This window comes from Kribbella sandramycini (genome assembly GCF_013131805.1).
Classification (GTDB): domain Bacteria; phylum Actinomycetota; class Actinomycetes; order Propionibacteriales; family Kribbellaceae; genus Kribbella; species Kribbella sandramycini.
In genome coordinates this window covers 457918-475085 of sequence record NZ_JABJRC010000005.1, presented here as the reverse complement: position 1 = coordinate 475085, position 17168 = coordinate 457918, and the positions used below count along the sequence as shown (strand labels likewise).

Sequence of the window (17168 nt, the reverse complement as noted above, 5' to 3'; positions counted from 1 at the left end):
CCTTGTGTCCGGGGCGTCGGTGCCGGAGTGTTGAATCCGCCACCAGGGGCAGCAGGGGCAACGGGAGGACGTGCAGATGACAGTCGGCGGCGTCGATACCTACTACGACTACGACGAGAAACAATGGAAGAGCCGAAGGCTCGGCGGCGGCCCGATACCGCGCGGCCCGGTCTGTCCGGCTCCACGGAGCGCTGATCAGGCGGCGGCAACCCGCCACGATCGCCGTCCTACCAAACACGAGAAGCCCAAACAGCACTGAGCTTCAGCAGGGTGGCAAGGACCGCCAGACCGGGTCACCCTGATTTGCGCAGACCGGGCAGCAGCGTCCGGAGTTCGAGCGCGGCCTGCAGCCGGTCGAGCCAGGGCCGGCTGCGGAGCGCTCGCCGGACGGCGTGGACGCCGCTCCACGCCTGCTGCGCGATATCCGGCGTCGCCGGGCCGCCCGACCAGAGCGCGTGATCGACTGCTTGTGCGACGTTCGCGAGGGCCGGGCCGGTGTCCGGCAGTTCGCGAGCGGCATGCGCCAGGTCGCGGACCGTCATGCCCGGAGTCACCGGGACGCCGTGCGCCCGCAGCCGGTCCCGCGCCTCAGCCCAGGCGCCGACCACCGCCGCGCTCCCTGACCGCCGCCGGCGCCGCTGCGCCCGCAGCTGCTTGAGCAGTGGGACGCCGAGCAGCCACAGCACCAGCAGCGTCGCCAGCACCCCGAAGATCAGCCCCAGCGGCACATGCAGCCCGGTCGACGCCGACTCGTCCGTTTCGTCGCCCGTGGGCGGCGGCACGTCCGGGTCCTTGATCTCCTTCACCGGCGGCACCGACTGCCGGACCTGGTCGGTTATCGACGTGGCGCCCGTCGGGCTCGTGCTGCCACGGGCCGCGCCCTGGGCCGGGTCGAGCGGCCACCAGCCGACACCTGCCACGGCCACCTCGGGCCAGGCGTACGCGTCGCTGTTCCGCACGGTGTACCAGCCGTCCGCGTCGGGTTCGGCCGGCGTCCGGAAGCCGACCACGAGCCGGGCCGGGATCGCGTTCTGCCGCGCCAGCGCGACATACCCGGCGGCGAACTGTTCGCTGCTGCCGACCGTGCCCGGCTTCGCGAGGAACGTCGTCAGCTGCGGCCAGCTGTAGCCGGTCGGCGGCGTGCTCTTCTCGTCGGCCAGTTTGTGGTTGTCCCGGAAGTACTTCTCCAGCGCGACCGCGGTTTGGAAAGTGGCCCGCCGCCCCTCCAAGGGCTGCAGGTTGGCGATCTCCGGCGGCACCGGGCCGAGGTCGCTCAGCCCGCCCGGGGCGTTGGCGTCGATCCCGGCCGCCTTCAGATAGTCGGCGTCCACCTCGGGCTCGGCCCAGGTCAGGTTGTAGTGCGTCGGCTGCTGGGCTGCGACCAGCGTGCCGCCGATCGGCTCCACCTGCGGGTCGGTCACGTTGCTGACGGTCTCCGGCAGCAGCTGACCGGGCAGCCATGGCCCGTCCAGATCATCCGGCCGGATCATCGCGTGCTGCGGAAGCGTCGGAACGCGGACCTCGGGACCGAGCGCGAGTCGGGAACCCATCCGCAGGACCGGGTGATTGGTCGTCCAGTTCGCGCCGTCGAAGTTGTCGAGCGCGACCAGCCGCCAGCGTTCGACCGGCTGCGGCGACTGGTACCGGAAGGCCACCTTGTCCCGCGACTCCGGGCTCAGCCGGCTCGCGACCTCGTCGAGTGGGCTCGCCTGTCGCGCCGCGGGGGCTGTCGCCGACTGGACCCGCTGCAGCGAGTACGGCGTCCGCCCGTGCGGATCGATCCCGCTGACGATCAGCCCGCAGATGACCGCGAACAGCGTCACCGCAGCCGTCGTGGCCCACGGCATGACCTTGCGGTATTCGAAGTGGTCGGGGATCAGCAACGCGACCAGCAGCAGACCGAGGCCGACCGCGATCAGCACGGCATTCAGCCCGGTGGCCGCGACGTACAACTGGCTGACCCCGAGGACGCCGATCGCGGGCGCGAACGCGAACAGCGGCGGCGCGCGATCGACCAGCTCGACCGCGAGCACGCAGGCGACCAGCAGCAACAGCGGGACGAAGATCAGCAGCTCCGGCTCGGGGCGCGCCGGCCAGGTCGACTCCAGCGTCAGCCGCCAGGCGGACAGGCCGCTCCCGAGCGCGCGGAACGTCGCGAGGGTCGGGACGCCGAACCAAGTCGTTGCCCACAGCACCGATTCGATGATTGGCAGCAGGCCGGCGCCGATCATCAGCAACGGCCGCCAGGTCGCCAAGGCCGGCCACCGTCGGCAGCACTCGGTGACGATCAGCGCAGCTACGCAGATCAGTGCGGCCGGCAGCCACAGGTGCGCCGCCCCGAAGACGGGCGCGAAACACAACCCGCCGAGCAGGACTCCGCCCAGGACGGCGACGGTCCGGCGCCTCATCGCAGTACTCCGGTCCATTGCTGCAGGGCTTCGCGGGCGGTCGCGGCGAGCACGACCTGGGCGCCCAGGATCGGCGCCACGCCTTGGAGCGGGCCGAGCCCGATCGCGGTCACCGACGAGTAGCGGCTGAGCAGCGGCGCGAGATCGGCCGCGGAACCGCGGGCGCCGGTCACGACCACGATCGCCCCGCCCGCCGACGTACCAGTGGTCAGGACGGCGGGCACCAGCCCGGCGTCGTCGCGCTGCTGCACGATGCACAGCTCGTCGAGGAAGAGTCGCGAGGCGACGGCGCCGCCGGGCGCGGCGAAGTCGGCGCCCGCGGTGGTGACGAACCGGCAGCGGTGCCCGGCGGCCGAGGCCGCGACCAGGATCGAGGCGGCCACTTCCACCGCCTCCTCGAAGGTTGCTGCTGGCAACGGCTCGGTCCGGGTGTCGAGCAACACGGTCAACCGCGGCTGATCCGGGTCGGCGTAGTCGCGGACCATCAGCTGCCCGGTCCGCGCGGTCGCCTTCCAGTGCAGATGGCGGACTTCGTCGCCGACGACGTACGGGCGGACGTCGCGCAGATCGGCCGAGCCGCGCAGCGAGTCGTCCGCCGTCCGGCCGACGTGGTGGTGCCGGGGGCGCCCGGCCACGACGGTCTTGGTCGGATGCCGCTGCGGATGCACCCACAGCGTGCCGACCTCGCCGGTGGCTTTGCTGTTCCGGGTCAGGCCGAGCGGGTCACGGCGTTCCAGCGTGAGCGGGCCGACCTCGATCCGGCCGCGTCGTGAGGTCGGCAGCTCGTACCGGTACGTCGCCTCGATCCCCGGGCCCAACTGTCGGACGCGAACCTCTTTCCAGGCGTCGCCCGCGGAGTCCCGGGCGGCAAACGATGCTTGCCGCCGCGTGCCGTCGTTCCGCACCCGCAGCGTCGCGAGCGCGGGTCGGCCGCGTTCGACCCGGTCCGGTGAGAGCACTCGATGCACGGTGACCTGCGGCTGCCGCAGGGTCAGCACGACCGCGGCGAGGACCGCGCCGAGCCCGATCCCGGCGAGGGCCCGAAAGACGGCGTACCCGGCCAGCTCGCCCAGCCCGTAGAGGGCGAGCGAGCTCACCAGTACCGCGATCCCACGTCCGGTCAGTCGCATTCCTCGCCTACCAAATTACTTCGTTGGATCGGTACGACTCGCCGTTGCCCTCGACAGTCACGTAGACCCGGCCGCCTTGGTCGGAGTTGTAGAACTTGTTGACGGTCAGGTTGCCGTTGCCGTCGACGCGGAGATCGTCCTGGTGCAGGTGGCCGTAACCCGACGTCCAGCCGTGGAACGTGTAGGTCGCATTCGGCTTCAGATTGCGGGCGACGATCCGGATGTAGAAGCAGTAGTCCGGGTTGCAGGTGTCCGGATCGTCTCTGTAGGCAGGGCCCTTGGTGATCCGGACCGAGCCGTTGCGGCCGGCCGTGGTGGCCGAGACCGTCGCGATCGCGCCGAGCAGCAGCCGCCCGTTCGAACCGCGCGTCACTGCTCGTACCTGGAACGTGTAGCGCGTCGCGCTCGCCAAACCGGTCGCGGTGAAGCGGGCCGCGGTTGTGGTGCTGGACCGGCTGCCGGTCACCCGGACGACGTTGTAGCGGACGAACGTGCCGCCGTTCAGGCTCGGACGCTGCCAGCTGAGCGAGATCCGCCCGTCGCCGGGCGTCGCGCGCAGATTGCGCGGCGCGGCGGCCGGGCCGGCGGCGATCGGCGGCGGTGTGGGCCGCTGGGTCGGTCGTTGCGTGGGCCGTTGGGTCGGCTGCTGTGTTCGCGGTGGGTCGACCGGCCGGGACGTCGGTGGGCGCGCGGGCTCGGTGCGCCGCGGCGGCTCGACTCGCCGGGGCGGCGTCGTCCGCTGCCCGTTCGGATCCTGCGTACGCCGGGGCGGCAGGCTCTGATCGATGATCGGCGGGTTGCTGGTGGTGACGGTCGGCCGCGGCGCGGTCGGTTTGACCGGGGTGATCGGCCGCCGGCCCGGAGTCGTTGCCTCGACCTGGTCGATCGAGCCGTCCCGGTCCACCACGAGGGCGTGCTCGCCGGTCTCGCTGTCGACGTACAGCCGCTGGTCGGCCCCGCGGAAGAGCGCGGGCTGAACGCCCTTACCCGGCCTGGCTTTCGGCGAGCGCGGGATGTCGTGGGTGTCCTGTTGCTTGCCGTTGGCATCCAAGGTGACGAGCTTGCCGGCCGTCGGGTCGACCAGCGCGAGGCCACGACCGGAGGAGGCGATCTGGGTGAACTTGCCGGGCGGCAGTTGCTGCTCGATGGTCTGCGGTGCGCTGCTCTCCGTCCCGCTGATCACGCTCGCGTCGACCAGCCGCAGCTTGCCGGTGCCCGGGTCGAGGATCGCGATCCGCCCGGCGGTGTCGTTCGGCGCGACGATCGACTGCGGCGCGAGCTGGACGTCGGGCGCCGTGACCGACCGGCCGAAGCCGGACGAGGTGACCGTCAGCAGCCGGCCCGCGGTGGTGTCGACGAAGACGACGCGGTCGCCGACCACCGTCAGTGAGCCGATGTTCCCGCGCGGGACGACGGCCGGGCAGCTCAGGAGCTTCGCCCCGGTCGGCAGATGGCACAGCTCGCCGCTGAGCAGCCGATGCACCCACAACGTCCCGTCCGCGGTGACGACCGGCCGGCCGAGCGCGCCGCTGCCCTCCAAGGTCACGGCATTCTGGCCGAGCCGGGCGATAGCGCCGGCGTTCCGATAGACGGCGTACGCGACGCCGGGCGCCTCCAGCCCGATCGGCGGCTCGTCCGACGGCGCGACCTGCGGGTCGGCGACCTGCAGGTTCGACTTCTCGAACGCGGTGATGCTGCCCCGGGCCAGCACGAAGCCTTGGGTGTCGGTCTGGACGGCGATGGTGCCCGGCGCGAGCCCGGGGACCGGCACCGAGCCGTCGACGGTCTTGCTACCGCCGTCGATGTGGAAGACCTGGTTGAGCGCGCTGTTGTAGATCAGGTGGCCGGACTGGAGGAACTTCATCCCCGACGTGTTCGCACCCGCCCCGGTGACCGCCAAGGCCGTCGCGGTCACGCAGATCGCGACCACGCCGGCGAGCGCGGCGCGCGGGCGCCACGACGTCCGCGCATCGGCTTCGGTGGCCGGCCGGAGCCGGCGGAACAGCGCTTTCATCGGTTGCCTCCCCGTTCGTCGCAGCCAGGTGTCAGCCGGCGTTGACGCCTGCCGTCGGCGCCGGCGTCGCGGCGAGCACCTCGTCGACCACGGACGCCGGCGGCCGCTGCGCGAGCTCGGCGTCCGGGGTGAGGACGAGGCGGTGCGCGAGGACCGGCTGCGCGACCTGCTTGACGTCGTCCGGGGTCGTGAACGCCCGGCCGTCGGTGGCCGCGTAGGCGCGGGCCGCCCGGACCAGCGCGATACTGCCGCGTGGGCTCGCGCCGTACCGGACGGCGCCGTGCTCACGGGTCGCGGCGGCGAGTTTGACGGCGTACGAGCTGATCGCGGGGTCGACGTGCACCGAGCGGACGGCGGCGATCGCGTTTCGCAGCGCCGGGACGTCGATCACCGGGCTGAGCGAGTCGGGACCGATCCGGCCGGTGTCGCCGAGCACGATCCGGACCTCGGCGTCGTGATCGGGGTAGCCGACCTCGATCCGCATCAGGAACCGGTCCAGCTGGGCTTCGGGCAGCCGGTAGGTGCCTTCCATCTCGATCGGGTTCTGGGTGCCGATCACCAGGAACGGATCGGGGACGGCACGGGTGTTGGAGTCGACCGTGACCCGGCGCTCGGCCATCACCTCGAGCAGCGCGGACTGCGTCTTCGGCGTCCCGCGGTTGATCTCGTCCGCGACCACGACGTTGGCGAAGATGCCGCCTGGGTGGAACTCGAACGTCTCGTTGCCCTGGTGGTAGACCATCACGCCGGTGATGTCACCGGGCAGCAGGTCCGGGGTGAACTGGATCCGGTTCCAGCTCGCGTCGATGCTGCGGGCGATACAGCGGGCCAGCGTGGTCTTGCCCAGCCCGGGCACGTCCTCGATCAGCAGGTGCCCCTCGGCGAACAGCGCCGTCAGCGCCAGCCGGATCACCTCCGGCTTGCCGTGGATCACCCGGCCCAGGTTGTCGGCAACCAGCCGGTACGCCTCACCTGGTGGAATCGTTGCACTCATCTGTCGGTACTCCCCTCAGCATCTCGCCGAGAGTAGCCGCTCGAAGTCCAGCCGACGTCCAGAAAAGGTCCAGATGGCCGCTTACTGCAACACCGTCGGCAGCTGGAACTCGAAGATCGCCCCGCCCTCCTCGGCGTTGTAGACCTTCAGATCGCCGCCGTGGGAGAGCGCTACCCAGCGGACGATCGACAGGCCGAGCCCGCTCGACCCGCCGCCGCTGGTGAAGCGCTCGAACAGCTCGGCGCCGACCTCCGGGTCGATCCCCGGGCCCTGGTCGGCCACGGTGATCCGGCCGTCGGCGACGGTCACGGTGATAATCGCCTCCGCCGCGCCCGGCTGCCGGCCGTGCCGTAGGGCGTTGTCGAGAAGGTTGCCCACGGCCCGCTGCAGCAGCGTCGGGTCGGCGCGGACCATACTCGGCGCGGTCACCAGCGAGATCCGGGCGCCCTGGGTCGGGAAGTCCTCGACGACGCCGGCGACGAGCTGATCCAGCCAGACCGGCTGGACGGCGAGCTGCTCCACACCGGCCGCCAACCGTGCCCGAACGAGCAATCCGTCGATGATGTCGCCCATCCGGCCCGCGAGTCGGACGGTCCGCGGCAGCAGCTCGGCCCGCTGGGCCGGGTCCCGGACGGCGGTCTCCGACAAAGCTCGCAGCGCCGCCACCGGCGTCCGCAGATCGTGCGCGGTCTCGGCGAGCAGCGTCTCCTGTTGTTCGAGCGCTGCCATCGCTGGGCGAATCGCCCGCCCCGACAGCCAGTAGCTGCCGGCCGCGGCCAGCCCGATCAGCGCGGCGCAGAGCGCCAGCATCCACCAGACCAGCCGCTGATGCGCGTCGACCTTGTCCTGCACGTCGAGCCAGGTGACGACCGCGCCGCCGGGCCGGTTGTTCCCGGCGAAGCTGAAGGGCTCTGCGCGCAGCCGCACCGCTCGCCCGGAGGTGCTCGTCCGGTCGGCCAGGATGATGTCGCCGGACGTCGTCGCCTGGGTCGCCAGCGCGTCGAGCGTCGCCGGATCCATCGGCGTACAGGGCTTGCTGTACTCGGGTTTGAACGGATCGCCGACGCCGCCGGACAGGATCGCGAACTCCGGGCACTTGCCGTACAGCGGATCCTGGTTGAGCAGCGAGGTGTTGAGCACGTTGGTGCCGTTGACCAGGCGCAGCACGGCTGCGGTGACCACCTCGACCCGCGCATCGGCTTCCAGCTTGTTGCGTTCGGCGTCCTGGCGGATGACGACCGGGGCGAGCACCAGCAGGCCGAGTGTGTTGGCGACAGTGAAGACGGCGGTCAACCACCAGCGCAGGCGGCGCAGCCGGTCGGCGGCGGGGCCTTTCATCCGGCGCTGCCGGGGGCGATCAGCCGGTAGCCCTGACCGCGCACGGCCTGGATCAGATCGGGGCCGCCGCGCAGTCGCGAGCGCAGCCGGGTGATGGTGACGTCGACGACGTTGGACATCGGATCCGCGGCGGCGTCCCAGCAGTGCTCGAGCAGCTCGGTCCGGGAGACGGCCTGTTCGGGCCGGCTCATCAGGAACTCCAGCACGGAGAACTCCTTCGCTCGCAGGGTGACCAGGACGCCGGCCCGCCGCACCTCGCGGCGGCCGGTGTCCAGCTCGACGTCGGCGTACCGCAGGATCGGCGGCCGGATGGTCGGGCCGCGCCGGCTCAGGCTGAGCACCCGGACGATCAGCTCCTCGACCGCGAACGGTTTGACCAGGTAGTCGTCACCGCCGTGCTCGAAACCGTCGACCCGGTCGGCGAGCTGATCCATCGCGGTCAGGAACAGCACCGGGACCGACCAGCCGTCCTGCCGGCGGCTGCGAACGTACCCGATCGAGTCGCCGTCCGGCAGCATCCGGTCGAAGACGACGCAGTCGTAGGTATTCACCCACAACGCCTCGTCGGCGGTAGCAATGTCACCGGCCAGGTCGACCGCGAGCGCCGCCGAGCGGAGCGCCGCCGGGATCGCGACCTGCAGCTCGACGTCGTCCTCAACCACCAATACCCGCACTGCTCCCCCTGCCGGGTTCCGTGTCATCGAAATGTCATCGTCACCCCGGATCGTATGTGTCATGAACGGTCACTCAGCGCACTCACCGGCCCCGTCACTGGCCTTCCGCGTGCTGGGCCCGCTGGAGGTCGACGGCTCCGACGGGGTCCAGCTCGACGTCGGCGGCGGCAAGCCGGCCACCGTACTCGCCCTGCTCCTGCTGCACCGCAACGCCTGGGTCAGCACCGAGCAGCTCGTCGACGCGGTCTGGGCCGGGCTCGACGTCCCGGCGTCCGCTCAGAACAATCTGAAGACCTATGTCTGGCAGCTGCGCCGGGCGCTGCCGGATGACCGGATCGAGAGCCGGCCGGGTGCGTACCGGGTTCGGGTCGAGTCTGGTGAGCTGGACGCCGATGTGGCGTCGGCGCTGTGTGACGAGGCGCGTGCGCTGGTCAGCCGCGGTGCGGCCGCTGAGGCGGTCGCTGTTGTGCAGCAGGCGCTGGAGCTGTGGCGCGGTCGCCCGTACGACGGCCTCACGGACGACGCTGCCTCGGCTGTCGACCGGCTCACTGAGCTGCACCGGAGCCTGCGTGAGGATCTTGCTGACGCGCATCTGGCGCTGGGGCGGCCGTCCGAGGCGATCGCCGTACTGCGGGTGCTCACCGATGAGGAGCCGCTGCGGGAGCTGGCCTGGTCGCGTCTGATGGCGGCGTATCGCCAGGTCGGGCGACGGCACGACGCACTGGCCGCTTTCCAGCGGGCGCGGACGGCGCTCGTCCGCGACCTCGGCATCGAACCGGGCCACGAGCTGGCTGCACTGCACCAGGAGATCCTGAACGAGGATGCGCCCCGGCCGGTCGTCGCACCGGTCAGCTCGAACCTGCCGCCGCGGCTCACCACCTTCGTCGGCCGTGCGCCCGAGCTGCACGCGCTGCGCGGTGCGACCGGGGTCGTCACCATCGACGGGATGCCTGGCATCGGCAAGACCGCCTTCGCGGTCGAGGCTGCTGCGCTCTCCGGTCATGAGGTTCAGCAGTACGTCGACGTCCGCACCGCCGCGGTCGCGCCGACCGGCGTCGGCCTGCTCATCCTCGACAACGTCGAGCACGCCGACCAGGTCCAGCCGCTGCTGCCGAACAACCCGGAGGCGCTGGTCCTCGTCCTCAGCCGCGCTCGCCTGGCGGGCCTGGACCGCACGACCGCCATCACCCTCGCCCCGCTCGCCCCCGCCGAGGCGCGCGAACTCGCCGACGTCCCCCAAATCCTCGCCGCGGCCGGCGGCCACCCCGGCGCCATCCGCCACCTCGTCGAGCGCCTCCGCAACCGCCAGCCCTGGACCGTCACCCGCCTGACAGCCCAACTGGAACACCAGTCCGGCCGCTGCCAAGCCCTCGCCGACCTCCTCACCCGCTTCGACCCCGCCTACCAAGCCCTCCCCACCCCCGCAGCCAACCTCTACCGCCGCTGCAGCCCCCTAACCCACTTCGACCTAACCCAAGCCGCCCACCTAGCCGCAGTCCCCCCAAACCAGGTCGAACCCCTGATCGACCACCTCCTGGACCTCAACCTCCTATCCGAACCCGCCCCCGGCCTCTTCACCCTCCTCCCCATAGCCCGAGACCACGCCCACCACCTCCACCACTCAACCACCTCCCAGCCCAAACCGGAGCTGGTCGCATGACCACCCCCGCCCCCAACCACGCGCCCCCCACCCCGCACCCCTCCCCAGCCCCCCACCCCGGCCACACCCCAACCACCACACCCGCCGGCTACACCTCACCCGCCACCCCCGGGCCGACCGCCTACACCCCTTCCCCTTCAGTCAGAGGCCACTTCACCTCCGTTACTGGGCACAGCGTGGCCGCGCGCGGGGCTGCTTCGGCGGCGGTTGGGTATCGGGCGGTGGACGCGCCGCAGGTGCCGGCTGTGGTGCCGGCTGTGGTGCCGGCTGCGCCGGAGTATGTGTCGGCGCTTGCTGCGAGACCTGTTCGCCAGGAGAGCCTCGTGCAGCCGCCTGAGATGGATGTGGTGGGGCGCCCGGAGCGGGGGGTGCGGGTGGGGCAGGTGGTTTGTTGGCAGTTGGCTCTGGTGTTGATGGCGTTGGGTACTACGGGGCCGCGGACTGTTCTGGTGCTGACTTCGCTGGCGGCGTTGTCGCTCGTGTTGCTGACTGCGGTGCGGGTTCGTGGGCAGTGGCTGTATCGCTGGGTCGGCATCTTGGTGCTGTTCGCCGTACGACGCCGGCGGATTGATCTCGGCGACAGCGTCGCGGTCAACCTGGTCGCCGCGTTCCACGGCCGGACGTCGACCGACGTGGTCAGCGTGCGTGAGCAGCCGTACGGTCTGCTCAGCCGCCCGGCTGGGGTCAGCGCCGCGCTCCGGCTCGGCCCGGACGCCCAGCACCAACTGCTCCCGCAGCTCGGCTCACTCACGGACGCCGCCGACGAACAGCCCGTCGGCATCGGCCTGCAACTGATCCTGCACGCCGGCACCAAACAGAACCAGCGGCCACGCGCCTGGATCGCCGTCGCCGCCGAGCGGACGCCGGATATCGCCACCGACGACCAACTGCGCCAGGTCGTGGCCAACACTGTCCGCCGGCTGGTTCGCCGGTTCGATCGGGAGCAGGTCGAGTACCTCGCGCTCGACGAGGCCGACGTACTGGCGTCGATCGGGGCGCTGGCCCACGCGAACGCCGGCCGCGGCCGCATCCAGGAGCGCTGGTCCGGCTGGTCCTGCGGGCCGGTGCAGCAGCTGACCGTCCGCCTGACCGGTTCCGCATCGTTGCCTGCAGCAACCTTAGCCGCACTCGTCGCCACCTTGCTCGGCACCGGGACCGGCGCCGCGCAGACCATCGCCGTCACCGTGACGGCGGCCGCCGGAGGCCCCGCCTCCACTCGCCACGACGCCGTCCTCCGATTGGCCGCGGCCCACCCGGCCACGCTCGATTCGGCGGCGTCGGTCCTGCTCACACTGGCGCGGTCCTTCGGGGTCGAGCCGGAACGCCTCGACGGCCGGCACGCGCTCGGCGTCGCCGCCACGCTTCCTCTGGGGGTCCACTTCTCATGACCGTTACCTTGATCAACCGGCCCACCGGTTTTCACCACGTCCCCGCCCAGGGCGCCATCGCCGAACTGCTGGCCGGCGCGCAGGACGAGGTCATTGCCCTCAGCAACCTCACCCCCGCCGGCCCGGCCTTCGGCCCGCGCGACGTCAAACACGGCGTCCGCTACCGCGCGATCTACCCCGACACCGCCCGGACGACGCCGAACCTGTGCCGCCACCTCGGTGCGATGTCGCTGGCCGGCGTCGCGGTCCGCACGATGCCGCTGGTCCCGATGAACGCGCTCGTCATCGACGGTACGGTCGCCGTCCTCCCGGCCGACTCGGCCAACGGAAGCGTCGCGGTATTGCGGTTGTCGAGTGTCGTCATCACCGTGCTGGAGCTGTTCGAGCGCGTCTGGCCGGACGCCGTCCCGCTGGCCGCCGACGACCTGCCGGACGAGACCGACCTGTCGACGCGTGAGCACGAAATGCTGCGCCTGCTGTCACTCGGCGCCACCGACGAGGCGGCCGCCGCGCAGCTCGGCATCTCGGTCCGGACCGTACGCCGAATGGTCGCGCAGATCATGCACAGACTGGGCGCCCGCTCGCGCTTCCAGGCCGGTGTGAAGGCGGCAGACCGCGGCTGGCTGCTGGAACGGGCGAGTTGATGTCGCGAGTCCTCTCCGTGGCGGCCGACCGTCCGGGTGCGTATCCGACCATCGGGTCGGCCCTGCTCGACGCACCCGACGGCGCCACGATCCTGATCGCGGCCGGCACGTACGCCGAGACCCTCGAGCTGACCGGCCGATCCGTCGTACTGCGCGCGGAGCCCAAGGCCGAGGTGGTGATCGACGGCTCCGGCGCCGACTGGCCGACGATCCGGTCCGTCGACGGCGCGCTCGAGTTGCACGAACTCGTCGTCCGCTCGGCCGACAACCTGGCGGTGTCGACCGAGCGGACGGCGCTCACGCTGACCGGGTGCACGATCACCGGCGGCGCACGCCCCGCGGTGAGTGTGCACGCCGGGCCCGGCGTCCGGATCGACCGCTGTGTCGTCCGCGGCGCGGCGACCGGCATCGTCGTCGAAGGCGCCGGCGGTGAGATCTCCGATACGACCGTGCAGGACGTGTCGGGCGACGGCATCGTGATCGCGCTCGGCGCCGACCCGGTCGTCAGCGGTGGCAGTATCAGCGGCTGCGGTGGGCGCGGCCTGTATGTCTACCAGTACAGCCGCCCGACCGTGACCGATCTGGAGATCGGCAACACCGGCGCCGAGGGGATCGGCGTCGCCCACGGCAGTACGCCGTCCGTCCGGCGCGTCAGCGTGCACGACACCCGCGGCCCGGCGATCACCGTCGGCCCGGGCTGCGGCGGCACGATCGAGGGCCTCCGTCCGGCCAACACCGCTGAGCCCGCGCTGCAGCTCGCGCCCGGTGCGACCGTCGAGGTGATCGAGGCGAGTGCGGCGTCAGCTGTCTCCGGCGGACCGATCGACGAGTTGCTCACCGAGCTGGACACGATGGTCGGCCTGCCCGGTGTGAAGGCCGAAGTCCGCGCGCTGGTCGACGAGTTGCAGGTCAACGAGTGGCGGCGAACGGCGGGGCTGTCGATCGGCGCGGTCAGTCACCACCTGATCTTCGCGGGCGCGCCGGGGACCGGTAAGACGACCATCGCGCGGCTCTACGGCAAACTGCTGAAGGCCCTCGGCGCGCTGCCCGACGGCGGCTTCACCGAGGTCTCCCGGCGGGATCTGGTCGGGCAGTACATCGGCCACACCGCGGAGAAGACCGCGCAGGTGTTCGAAAAGTCGCTTGGCGGCGTGCTGTTCATCGACGAGGCGTACACGCTGTCGCGATCGGCGGGGAACGGCGGTGACTTCGGCCAGGAGGCGATCGACGCGCTGGTGAAGCTGATGGAGGACCATCGCGACGAGATCGCGATCATCGTCGCCGGGTACACCGCCGAGATGACCGACTTCCTGGCCGCCAACCCCGGGCTCGGGTCGCGGTTCTCGAAGACGATCGAGTTCGAGAACTACTCGGCGTCCGAGCTGCTGCTGATCACCGGCCGGATGGTGTCCGGCGGCGACTACCTGCTCGACCCGGCGGCGGACGTGCCGCTGACGTCGTACTTCGACCGGATCGCCGGCGGCCCGAACTTCGGCAACGCCCGCGAGGCCCGCCGGCTGGTCGAGGGGATGCGCAAGGCGCAGTCGCAGCGGCTGCGTTCCCTGGGCCGGATGCCGACCACGGCCGAGCTGCGCTCGCTGCTCGCGGACGACGTACACGCGGCAGCGGAAGCACGGTAGCGGGCCGGTCGCATAGAGTGACTGGATTGGGCGACGAAAGGATTTCCCGCGATGGCCGACGAGCAGGTGCCGGACACGCCGCCGTACCCCGGGTTCGACATGACCCGGCCGAGTATCGCGCGGACGTACGACTACCTCCTCGGCGGTAAGGACAACTTCGCGGTCGACCGGGCGTTCGGCGACCGGTTCGTGCACGAGCTGCCCGGCTCGCCGGTGATCGCGACCGACAACCGGGCTGCGCTGATCCGCGCCGTCCGCGAGATCGTCGCGACGACCGGGATCCGCCAGTTCGTCGACCTCGGCAGCGGGCTGCCGACCGCCGACAACGTGCACCAGGTCGCCCAGCGATACGCGCCGGAGACCAAGGTCGTCTACGTCGACAACGACCCGATCGTGCTCGCGCACGGCCAGGCGCTGCTCGCCGAGAACGACCACACCACGGTCATCCAGGCCGACCTGCGGGAGCCGAAGGCGATCTACGACCACGAGGGCACCCGCCGGCTGATCTCGTTCGACGAGCCGGTCGCGGTGATCTTCTCCGCGATCCTGCACCACGTGAACGACGACGAGGACCCGCACGGCCTGTTCCGGTTCTGGGCCGACCGGATCGTCCCCGGCAGCCACGTGTTCGTCAGCCACTTCCGCTCCGAGAACGACCCGCGCAGCGCCGAGATCGAGGCCGTTCTGCAGGGCTCGCTGGGCCGCGGCCGCTGGCGGACCGAGGCCGAGATCCGGGCCCTGTTCGGCGACGACTTCACCATCCTCGACCCGGGCCTGGTCCCCGCCGCGCGCTGGCGCAACCCCGAGCCGCCGGACGAGCTCGGCGACTACCAGCGGCTGATCGCCGCCGTGCTCGCCGTGAAGAAATAAAGCGGCTCGGTGAAACAAAACCCGGATTAGCAGGCTCTTACCTCTCCGACAGCGGTTGATGTCGGAAGGAGGAGCATGGGCGAGCCGAACGGATACGTCGAGTTCGTGGCGTCCCGCGGGACGCAACTGTTTCGGATGGCTTACCTGCTCACGGGTGAGCGGTACGCCGCCGAGGACCTGGCGCAGATCACGCTGGGCAAGCTGTACAGCGCCTGGGCGAAGGCCAGCCGGGCCGACAACCTGGTGGCCTACTCGCGGACGGTGATGATCCGCAGCTACCTGGCCACCCGGCGCAAGACGCGGCTGGAGGACGTGGGGGAGCCGCATCGCGAGCCGGTCGCGCCGGGCACCGACACCACGCTGCGGCTGACGCTGTTCGCCGCGCTGGCGGAGCTGAGTCGCGAGGACCGCGCGGTCGTCGTACTGCGGTATTGGCACGACCTCAGCGTCGAGGACACGGCTGCGCTCGTCAGGGTCAGCCCCGGGGCGGTCCGCACCCGCAGCATGCGCGCGCTGTCGCGGCTGCGTGAGCACCTCGGGAGCGACCTCAGCGAACTGACAGGAGGGCAGCTATGAACTTCGAATCCGAACTCAAGGACCAGCTCCACGCCGGCGTCGACGACGCGGACGTCGATATCGACCGCTTGATCGCGGGCGGACGGGCGACCGGCCGTCGCTTCACCCGGCGGCGCCGGATCGGTCAGGCGATGCTGTCGGTGACCGCCACCGCCGCGGTCGTCGGCGTGGTGGTCGCCGTCGGCGGCGCGCTGGCCGGGCCCGCGCAACCGTCGATCGGCCCGGCCGGCCCGGCCACCCAGGCGCCCGACGAGCCGATCACGCCCCAGGCAGCCTGGAAGATCGTGATCGACCAGCTGCCCAAGGGCGGCAAGTTCAAGGACGTGAAGGGCGGTCACGAAGGCCCGCTCGCGAACCCTGACATCGTCTGGGCGAAGGGCGTGTACACCGACGCCAAAGGACCGTCCCAGCTCTCGCTCAACCTCGACTGGCGCGACGACGTCGAACTCGGCTGCAACAGCGCCGATACCTGCAAGACGCAACCGCTGGCCGACGGCCGGACGCTCGTCCTGCTCAGCGACAGCGGCGATGCCGGGGAGAAGGGCAACGAGGCTCGCATCAAGCAGCAGGACGGCTGGATCCTCACCGTCCGCTCCGACAACGCGACGACCTGGAAGGGCGCCGGCACCCGCCCGGAGCCGCCGCTGAGCCAGGACCAGCTGCGCGCCATCGTCCTCAGCCTGCGCTGGCAGCAGCAGGTGCCGGCCGAGTTGGTGGCCGCCGCCGCGCCGCTCTTCGTACCGACCAGCATGCCGGTCATCCCGCCGCACACGCCCTCGAGCCCGACCATGACGGAGACCCCCCGATGATCACCGCACTTGTCGCCAGTTTCGGCCTCCTGGTCGCCCCGGCCACCGTGGGCTGGACCGAGCAGCCGAAACCCGCCAGCGGGTCGACGTTCGACTCGATCAGTTCAGTCGGCGGTGAGATGTGGGGCGTCGGCTCCAGCCGCGAGCACGGCAAGGACTGGGACCGCACGGTCGCGGCCCGCTGGGTGAACGGCGGCTGGCAGCCGACCGAGCAGCCGCGCCCGTACGGCCGCTTGCTGGACGTCGCCGTCGGACCGGCGGGCGACGCCTGGGCGGTCGGAGTCTGGGGTGGCCCGAACGGCTCCGCCGGGCCGTTGGTCCAGCGGTGGGATGGGACGCGCTGGAACGAGATCGGGCTACCGACCCATCCGCACGGCGTACCGCAATCGGTCGCGGTGCACGGCGACGAGATCTGGTTGGTCGGCGTCGAGGGCGAGGAGTCCAAGGTCTTCGTCGAGCGGTACAACGGCAAGAGCTGGCTCCCGCTGACGGACGACGTCCTCGGCGTCCCCGGCTTCGCCTCGGATATCGCCGTCCTGGCGCCGAACGACCTCTGGGTCGCGGCCTTCGACGACGGCCTCAAACACTACGACGGCGAACGCTGGACCAAGGCCGACCTCCCGGGCCCGGACGGCGCCTTCCTGAACGACCTCGCCGTCGTCGGCCCGAACGACATCTGGGCCGTCGGCCATCGCGAGGACCCGGTCCTCTTCCGGACGCCGGTCGCCTACCACTTCGACGGGCGGCGCTGGTCCGAGGTGCGGATGCCGAAACAGAGCGGCCAGCCGCTGGCTGTCGAGATGGTGAACGGCAAACCGTTCGTCGTCGGCGACGGCTGGACGGACGACAGCACGGCCTGGCGGTGGACACCGACCGGTTTTGTGAGTGTGCCGCTCCCGTCCGAGCCCACGGTCCTGTTCGGCGCGGCCGTCCACAACGGACAGTTCTGGGCCCTCGGCGCACAGCCGAGCAAGCTCGAAGGCGTCAGCGACGCCTACCTGGCCACGCCCGACGAGTAGCCCG

Annotated in this window: 14 protein-coding genes; 8 read left to right on the top strand and 6 right to left on the bottom strand. The window is 71.3% G+C overall.

Going from position 1 to position 17168, the window contains the following annotated elements:
* Positions 1–293: 293 nt before the first annotated feature.
* The 6 genes from HPO96_RS22905 to HPO96_RS22880 form a co-directional block, all read right to left on the bottom strand.
* Positions 294–2408: a transglutaminase TgpA family protein gene (locus HPO96_RS22905; RefSeq protein ID WP_171675748.1), complete on the bottom strand. Its 2115-nt coding sequence runs from the start codon at positions 2406–2408 to the stop codon at positions 294–296.
* Positions 2405–3538: a DUF58 domain-containing protein gene (locus HPO96_RS22900; RefSeq protein WP_171675746.1), complete on the bottom strand. Its 1134-nt coding sequence runs from the start codon at positions 3536–3538 to the stop codon at positions 2405–2407. The genes HPO96_RS22905 and HPO96_RS22900 overlap by 4 nt, the downstream gene beginning before the upstream one ends.
* 7 nt (positions 3539–3545) lie before the next feature.
* Complete coding sequence (locus tag HPO96_RS22895) at positions 3546–5552, bottom strand: fibronectin type III domain-containing protein (protein WP_171675744.1); 2007 nt, start codon at positions 5550–5552, stop codon at positions 3546–3548.
* Positions 5553–5583: 31 nt separating this feature from the next.
* Positions 5584–6546, bottom strand: coding sequence for an AAA family ATPase (locus tag HPO96_RS22890; RefSeq protein ID WP_171675742.1), 963 nt, complete (start codon positions 6544–6546; stop codon positions 5584–5586).
* 81 nt (positions 6547–6627) lie between these two features.
* The gene (locus HPO96_RS22885) at positions 6628–7884 is read right to left on the bottom strand and encodes a sensor histidine kinase (RefSeq protein ID WP_171675740.1); all 1257 of its coding nucleotides are present in this window, start codon (positions 7882–7884) and stop codon (positions 6628–6630) included.
* On the bottom strand, positions 7881–8585 hold the full coding sequence (locus tag HPO96_RS22880) for a response regulator transcription factor (RefSeq protein WP_171675738.1): 705 nt from the start codon (positions 8583–8585) through the stop codon (positions 7881–7883). Before HPO96_RS22880 ends, HPO96_RS22885 begins: the two co-directional genes overlap by 4 nt.
* Positions 8586–8619: 34 nt before the next feature.
* Here HPO96_RS22880 and HPO96_RS22875 point away from each other — a divergent pair, with 34 nt between their 5' ends.
* The 8 genes from HPO96_RS22875 (at position 8620) to HPO96_RS22840 (ending at position 17164) form a co-directional block, all read left to right on the top strand.
* The gene (locus HPO96_RS22875; RefSeq protein ID WP_171675736.1) at positions 8620–10218 is read left to right on the top strand and encodes an AfsR/SARP family transcriptional regulator; all 1599 of its coding nucleotides are present in this window, start codon (positions 8620–8622) and stop codon (positions 10216–10218) included.
* A gap of 449 nt (positions 10219–10667) precedes the next feature.
* A complete protein-coding gene (locus HPO96_RS22870) occupies positions 10668–11606 on the top strand; it encodes a hypothetical protein (protein ID WP_171675734.1) in 939 nt (312 codons plus the stop codon).
* The gene (locus HPO96_RS22865; protein WP_171675732.1) at positions 11603–12250 is read left to right on the top strand and encodes a helix-turn-helix transcriptional regulator; all 648 of its coding nucleotides are present in this window, start codon (positions 11603–11605) and stop codon (positions 12248–12250) included. The genes HPO96_RS22870 and HPO96_RS22865 overlap by 4 nt, the downstream gene beginning before the upstream one ends.
* Positions 12250–13890 carry an AAA family ATPase gene (locus HPO96_RS22860; RefSeq protein ID WP_171675730.1) on the top strand — a complete coding sequence of 547 codons (1641 nt, stop codon included), beginning with the start codon at positions 12250–12252 and terminating at the stop codon, positions 13888–13890. The genes HPO96_RS22865 and HPO96_RS22860 overlap by 1 nt, the downstream gene beginning before the upstream one ends.
* A 51-nt stretch (positions 13891–13941) precedes the next feature.
* On the top strand, positions 13942–14760 hold the full coding sequence (locus tag HPO96_RS22855; protein WP_171675727.1) for an SAM-dependent methyltransferase: 819 nt from the start codon (positions 13942–13944) through the stop codon (positions 14758–14760).
* 75 nt (positions 14761–14835) lie between these two features.
* Positions 14836–15336 carry a SigE family RNA polymerase sigma factor gene (locus HPO96_RS22850; RefSeq protein WP_171675725.1) on the top strand — a complete coding sequence of 167 codons (501 nt, stop codon included), beginning with the start codon at positions 14836–14838 and terminating at the stop codon, positions 15334–15336.
* Positions 15333–16145, top strand: a complete 813-nt coding sequence (locus HPO96_RS22845; protein WP_171675723.1) for a hypothetical protein — start codon at positions 15333–15335, stop codon at positions 16143–16145. The genes HPO96_RS22850 and HPO96_RS22845 overlap by 4 nt, the downstream gene beginning before the upstream one ends.
* The gene (locus HPO96_RS22840) at positions 16142–17164 is read left to right on the top strand and encodes a beta propeller repeat protein (RefSeq protein WP_171675721.1); all 1023 of its coding nucleotides are present in this window, start codon (positions 16142–16144) and stop codon (positions 17162–17164) included. Before HPO96_RS22845 ends, HPO96_RS22840 begins: the two co-directional genes overlap by 4 nt.
* Positions 17165–17168: the final 4 nt, after the last annotated feature.

Coding starts and splice junctions, on each gene's coding strand:
- HPO96_RS22905 (WP_171675748.1), bottom strand. CDS start 2,408: ATGAGGCGCCGGACCGTCGCCGTCCTGGGCGGAGTCCTGCTCGGCGGG.
- HPO96_RS22900 (WP_171675746.1), bottom strand. CDS start 3,538: ATGCGACTGACCGGACGTGGGATCGCGGTACTGGTGAGCTCGCTCGCC.
- HPO96_RS22895 (WP_171675744.1), bottom strand. CDS start 5,552: ATGAAAGCGCTGTTCCGCCGGCTCCGGCCGGCCACCGAAGCCGATGCG.
- HPO96_RS22890 (WP_171675742.1), bottom strand. CDS start 6,546: ATGAGTGCAACGATTCCACCAGGTGAGGCGTACCGGCTGGTTGCCGAC.
- HPO96_RS22885 (WP_171675740.1), bottom strand. CDS start 7,884: ATGAAAGGCCCCGCCGCCGACCGGCTGCGCCGCCTGCGCTGGTGGTTG.
- HPO96_RS22880 (WP_171675738.1), bottom strand. CDS start 8,585: ATGACACGGAACCCGGCAGGGGGAGCAGTGCGGGTATTGGTGGTTGAG.
- HPO96_RS22875 (WP_171675736.1), top strand. CDS start 8,620: ATGAACGGTCACTCAGCGCACTCACCGGCCCCGTCACTGGCCTTCCGC.
- HPO96_RS22865 (WP_171675732.1), top strand. CDS start 11,603: ATGACCGTTACCTTGATCAACCGGCCCACCGGTTTTCACCACGTCCCC.
- HPO96_RS22860 (WP_171675730.1), top strand. CDS start 12,250: ATGTCGCGAGTCCTCTCCGTGGCGGCCGACCGTCCGGGTGCGTATCCG.
- HPO96_RS22855 (WP_171675727.1), top strand. CDS start 13,942: ATGGCCGACGAGCAGGTGCCGGACACGCCGCCGTACCCCGGGTTCGAC.
- HPO96_RS22850 (WP_171675725.1), top strand. CDS start 14,836: ATGGGCGAGCCGAACGGATACGTCGAGTTCGTGGCGTCCCGCGGGACG.
- HPO96_RS22845 (WP_171675723.1), top strand. CDS start 15,333: ATGAACTTCGAATCCGAACTCAAGGACCAGCTCCACGCCGGCGTCGAC.
- HPO96_RS22840 (WP_171675721.1), top strand. CDS start 16,142: ATGATCACCGCACTTGTCGCCAGTTTCGGCCTCCTGGTCGCCCCGGCC.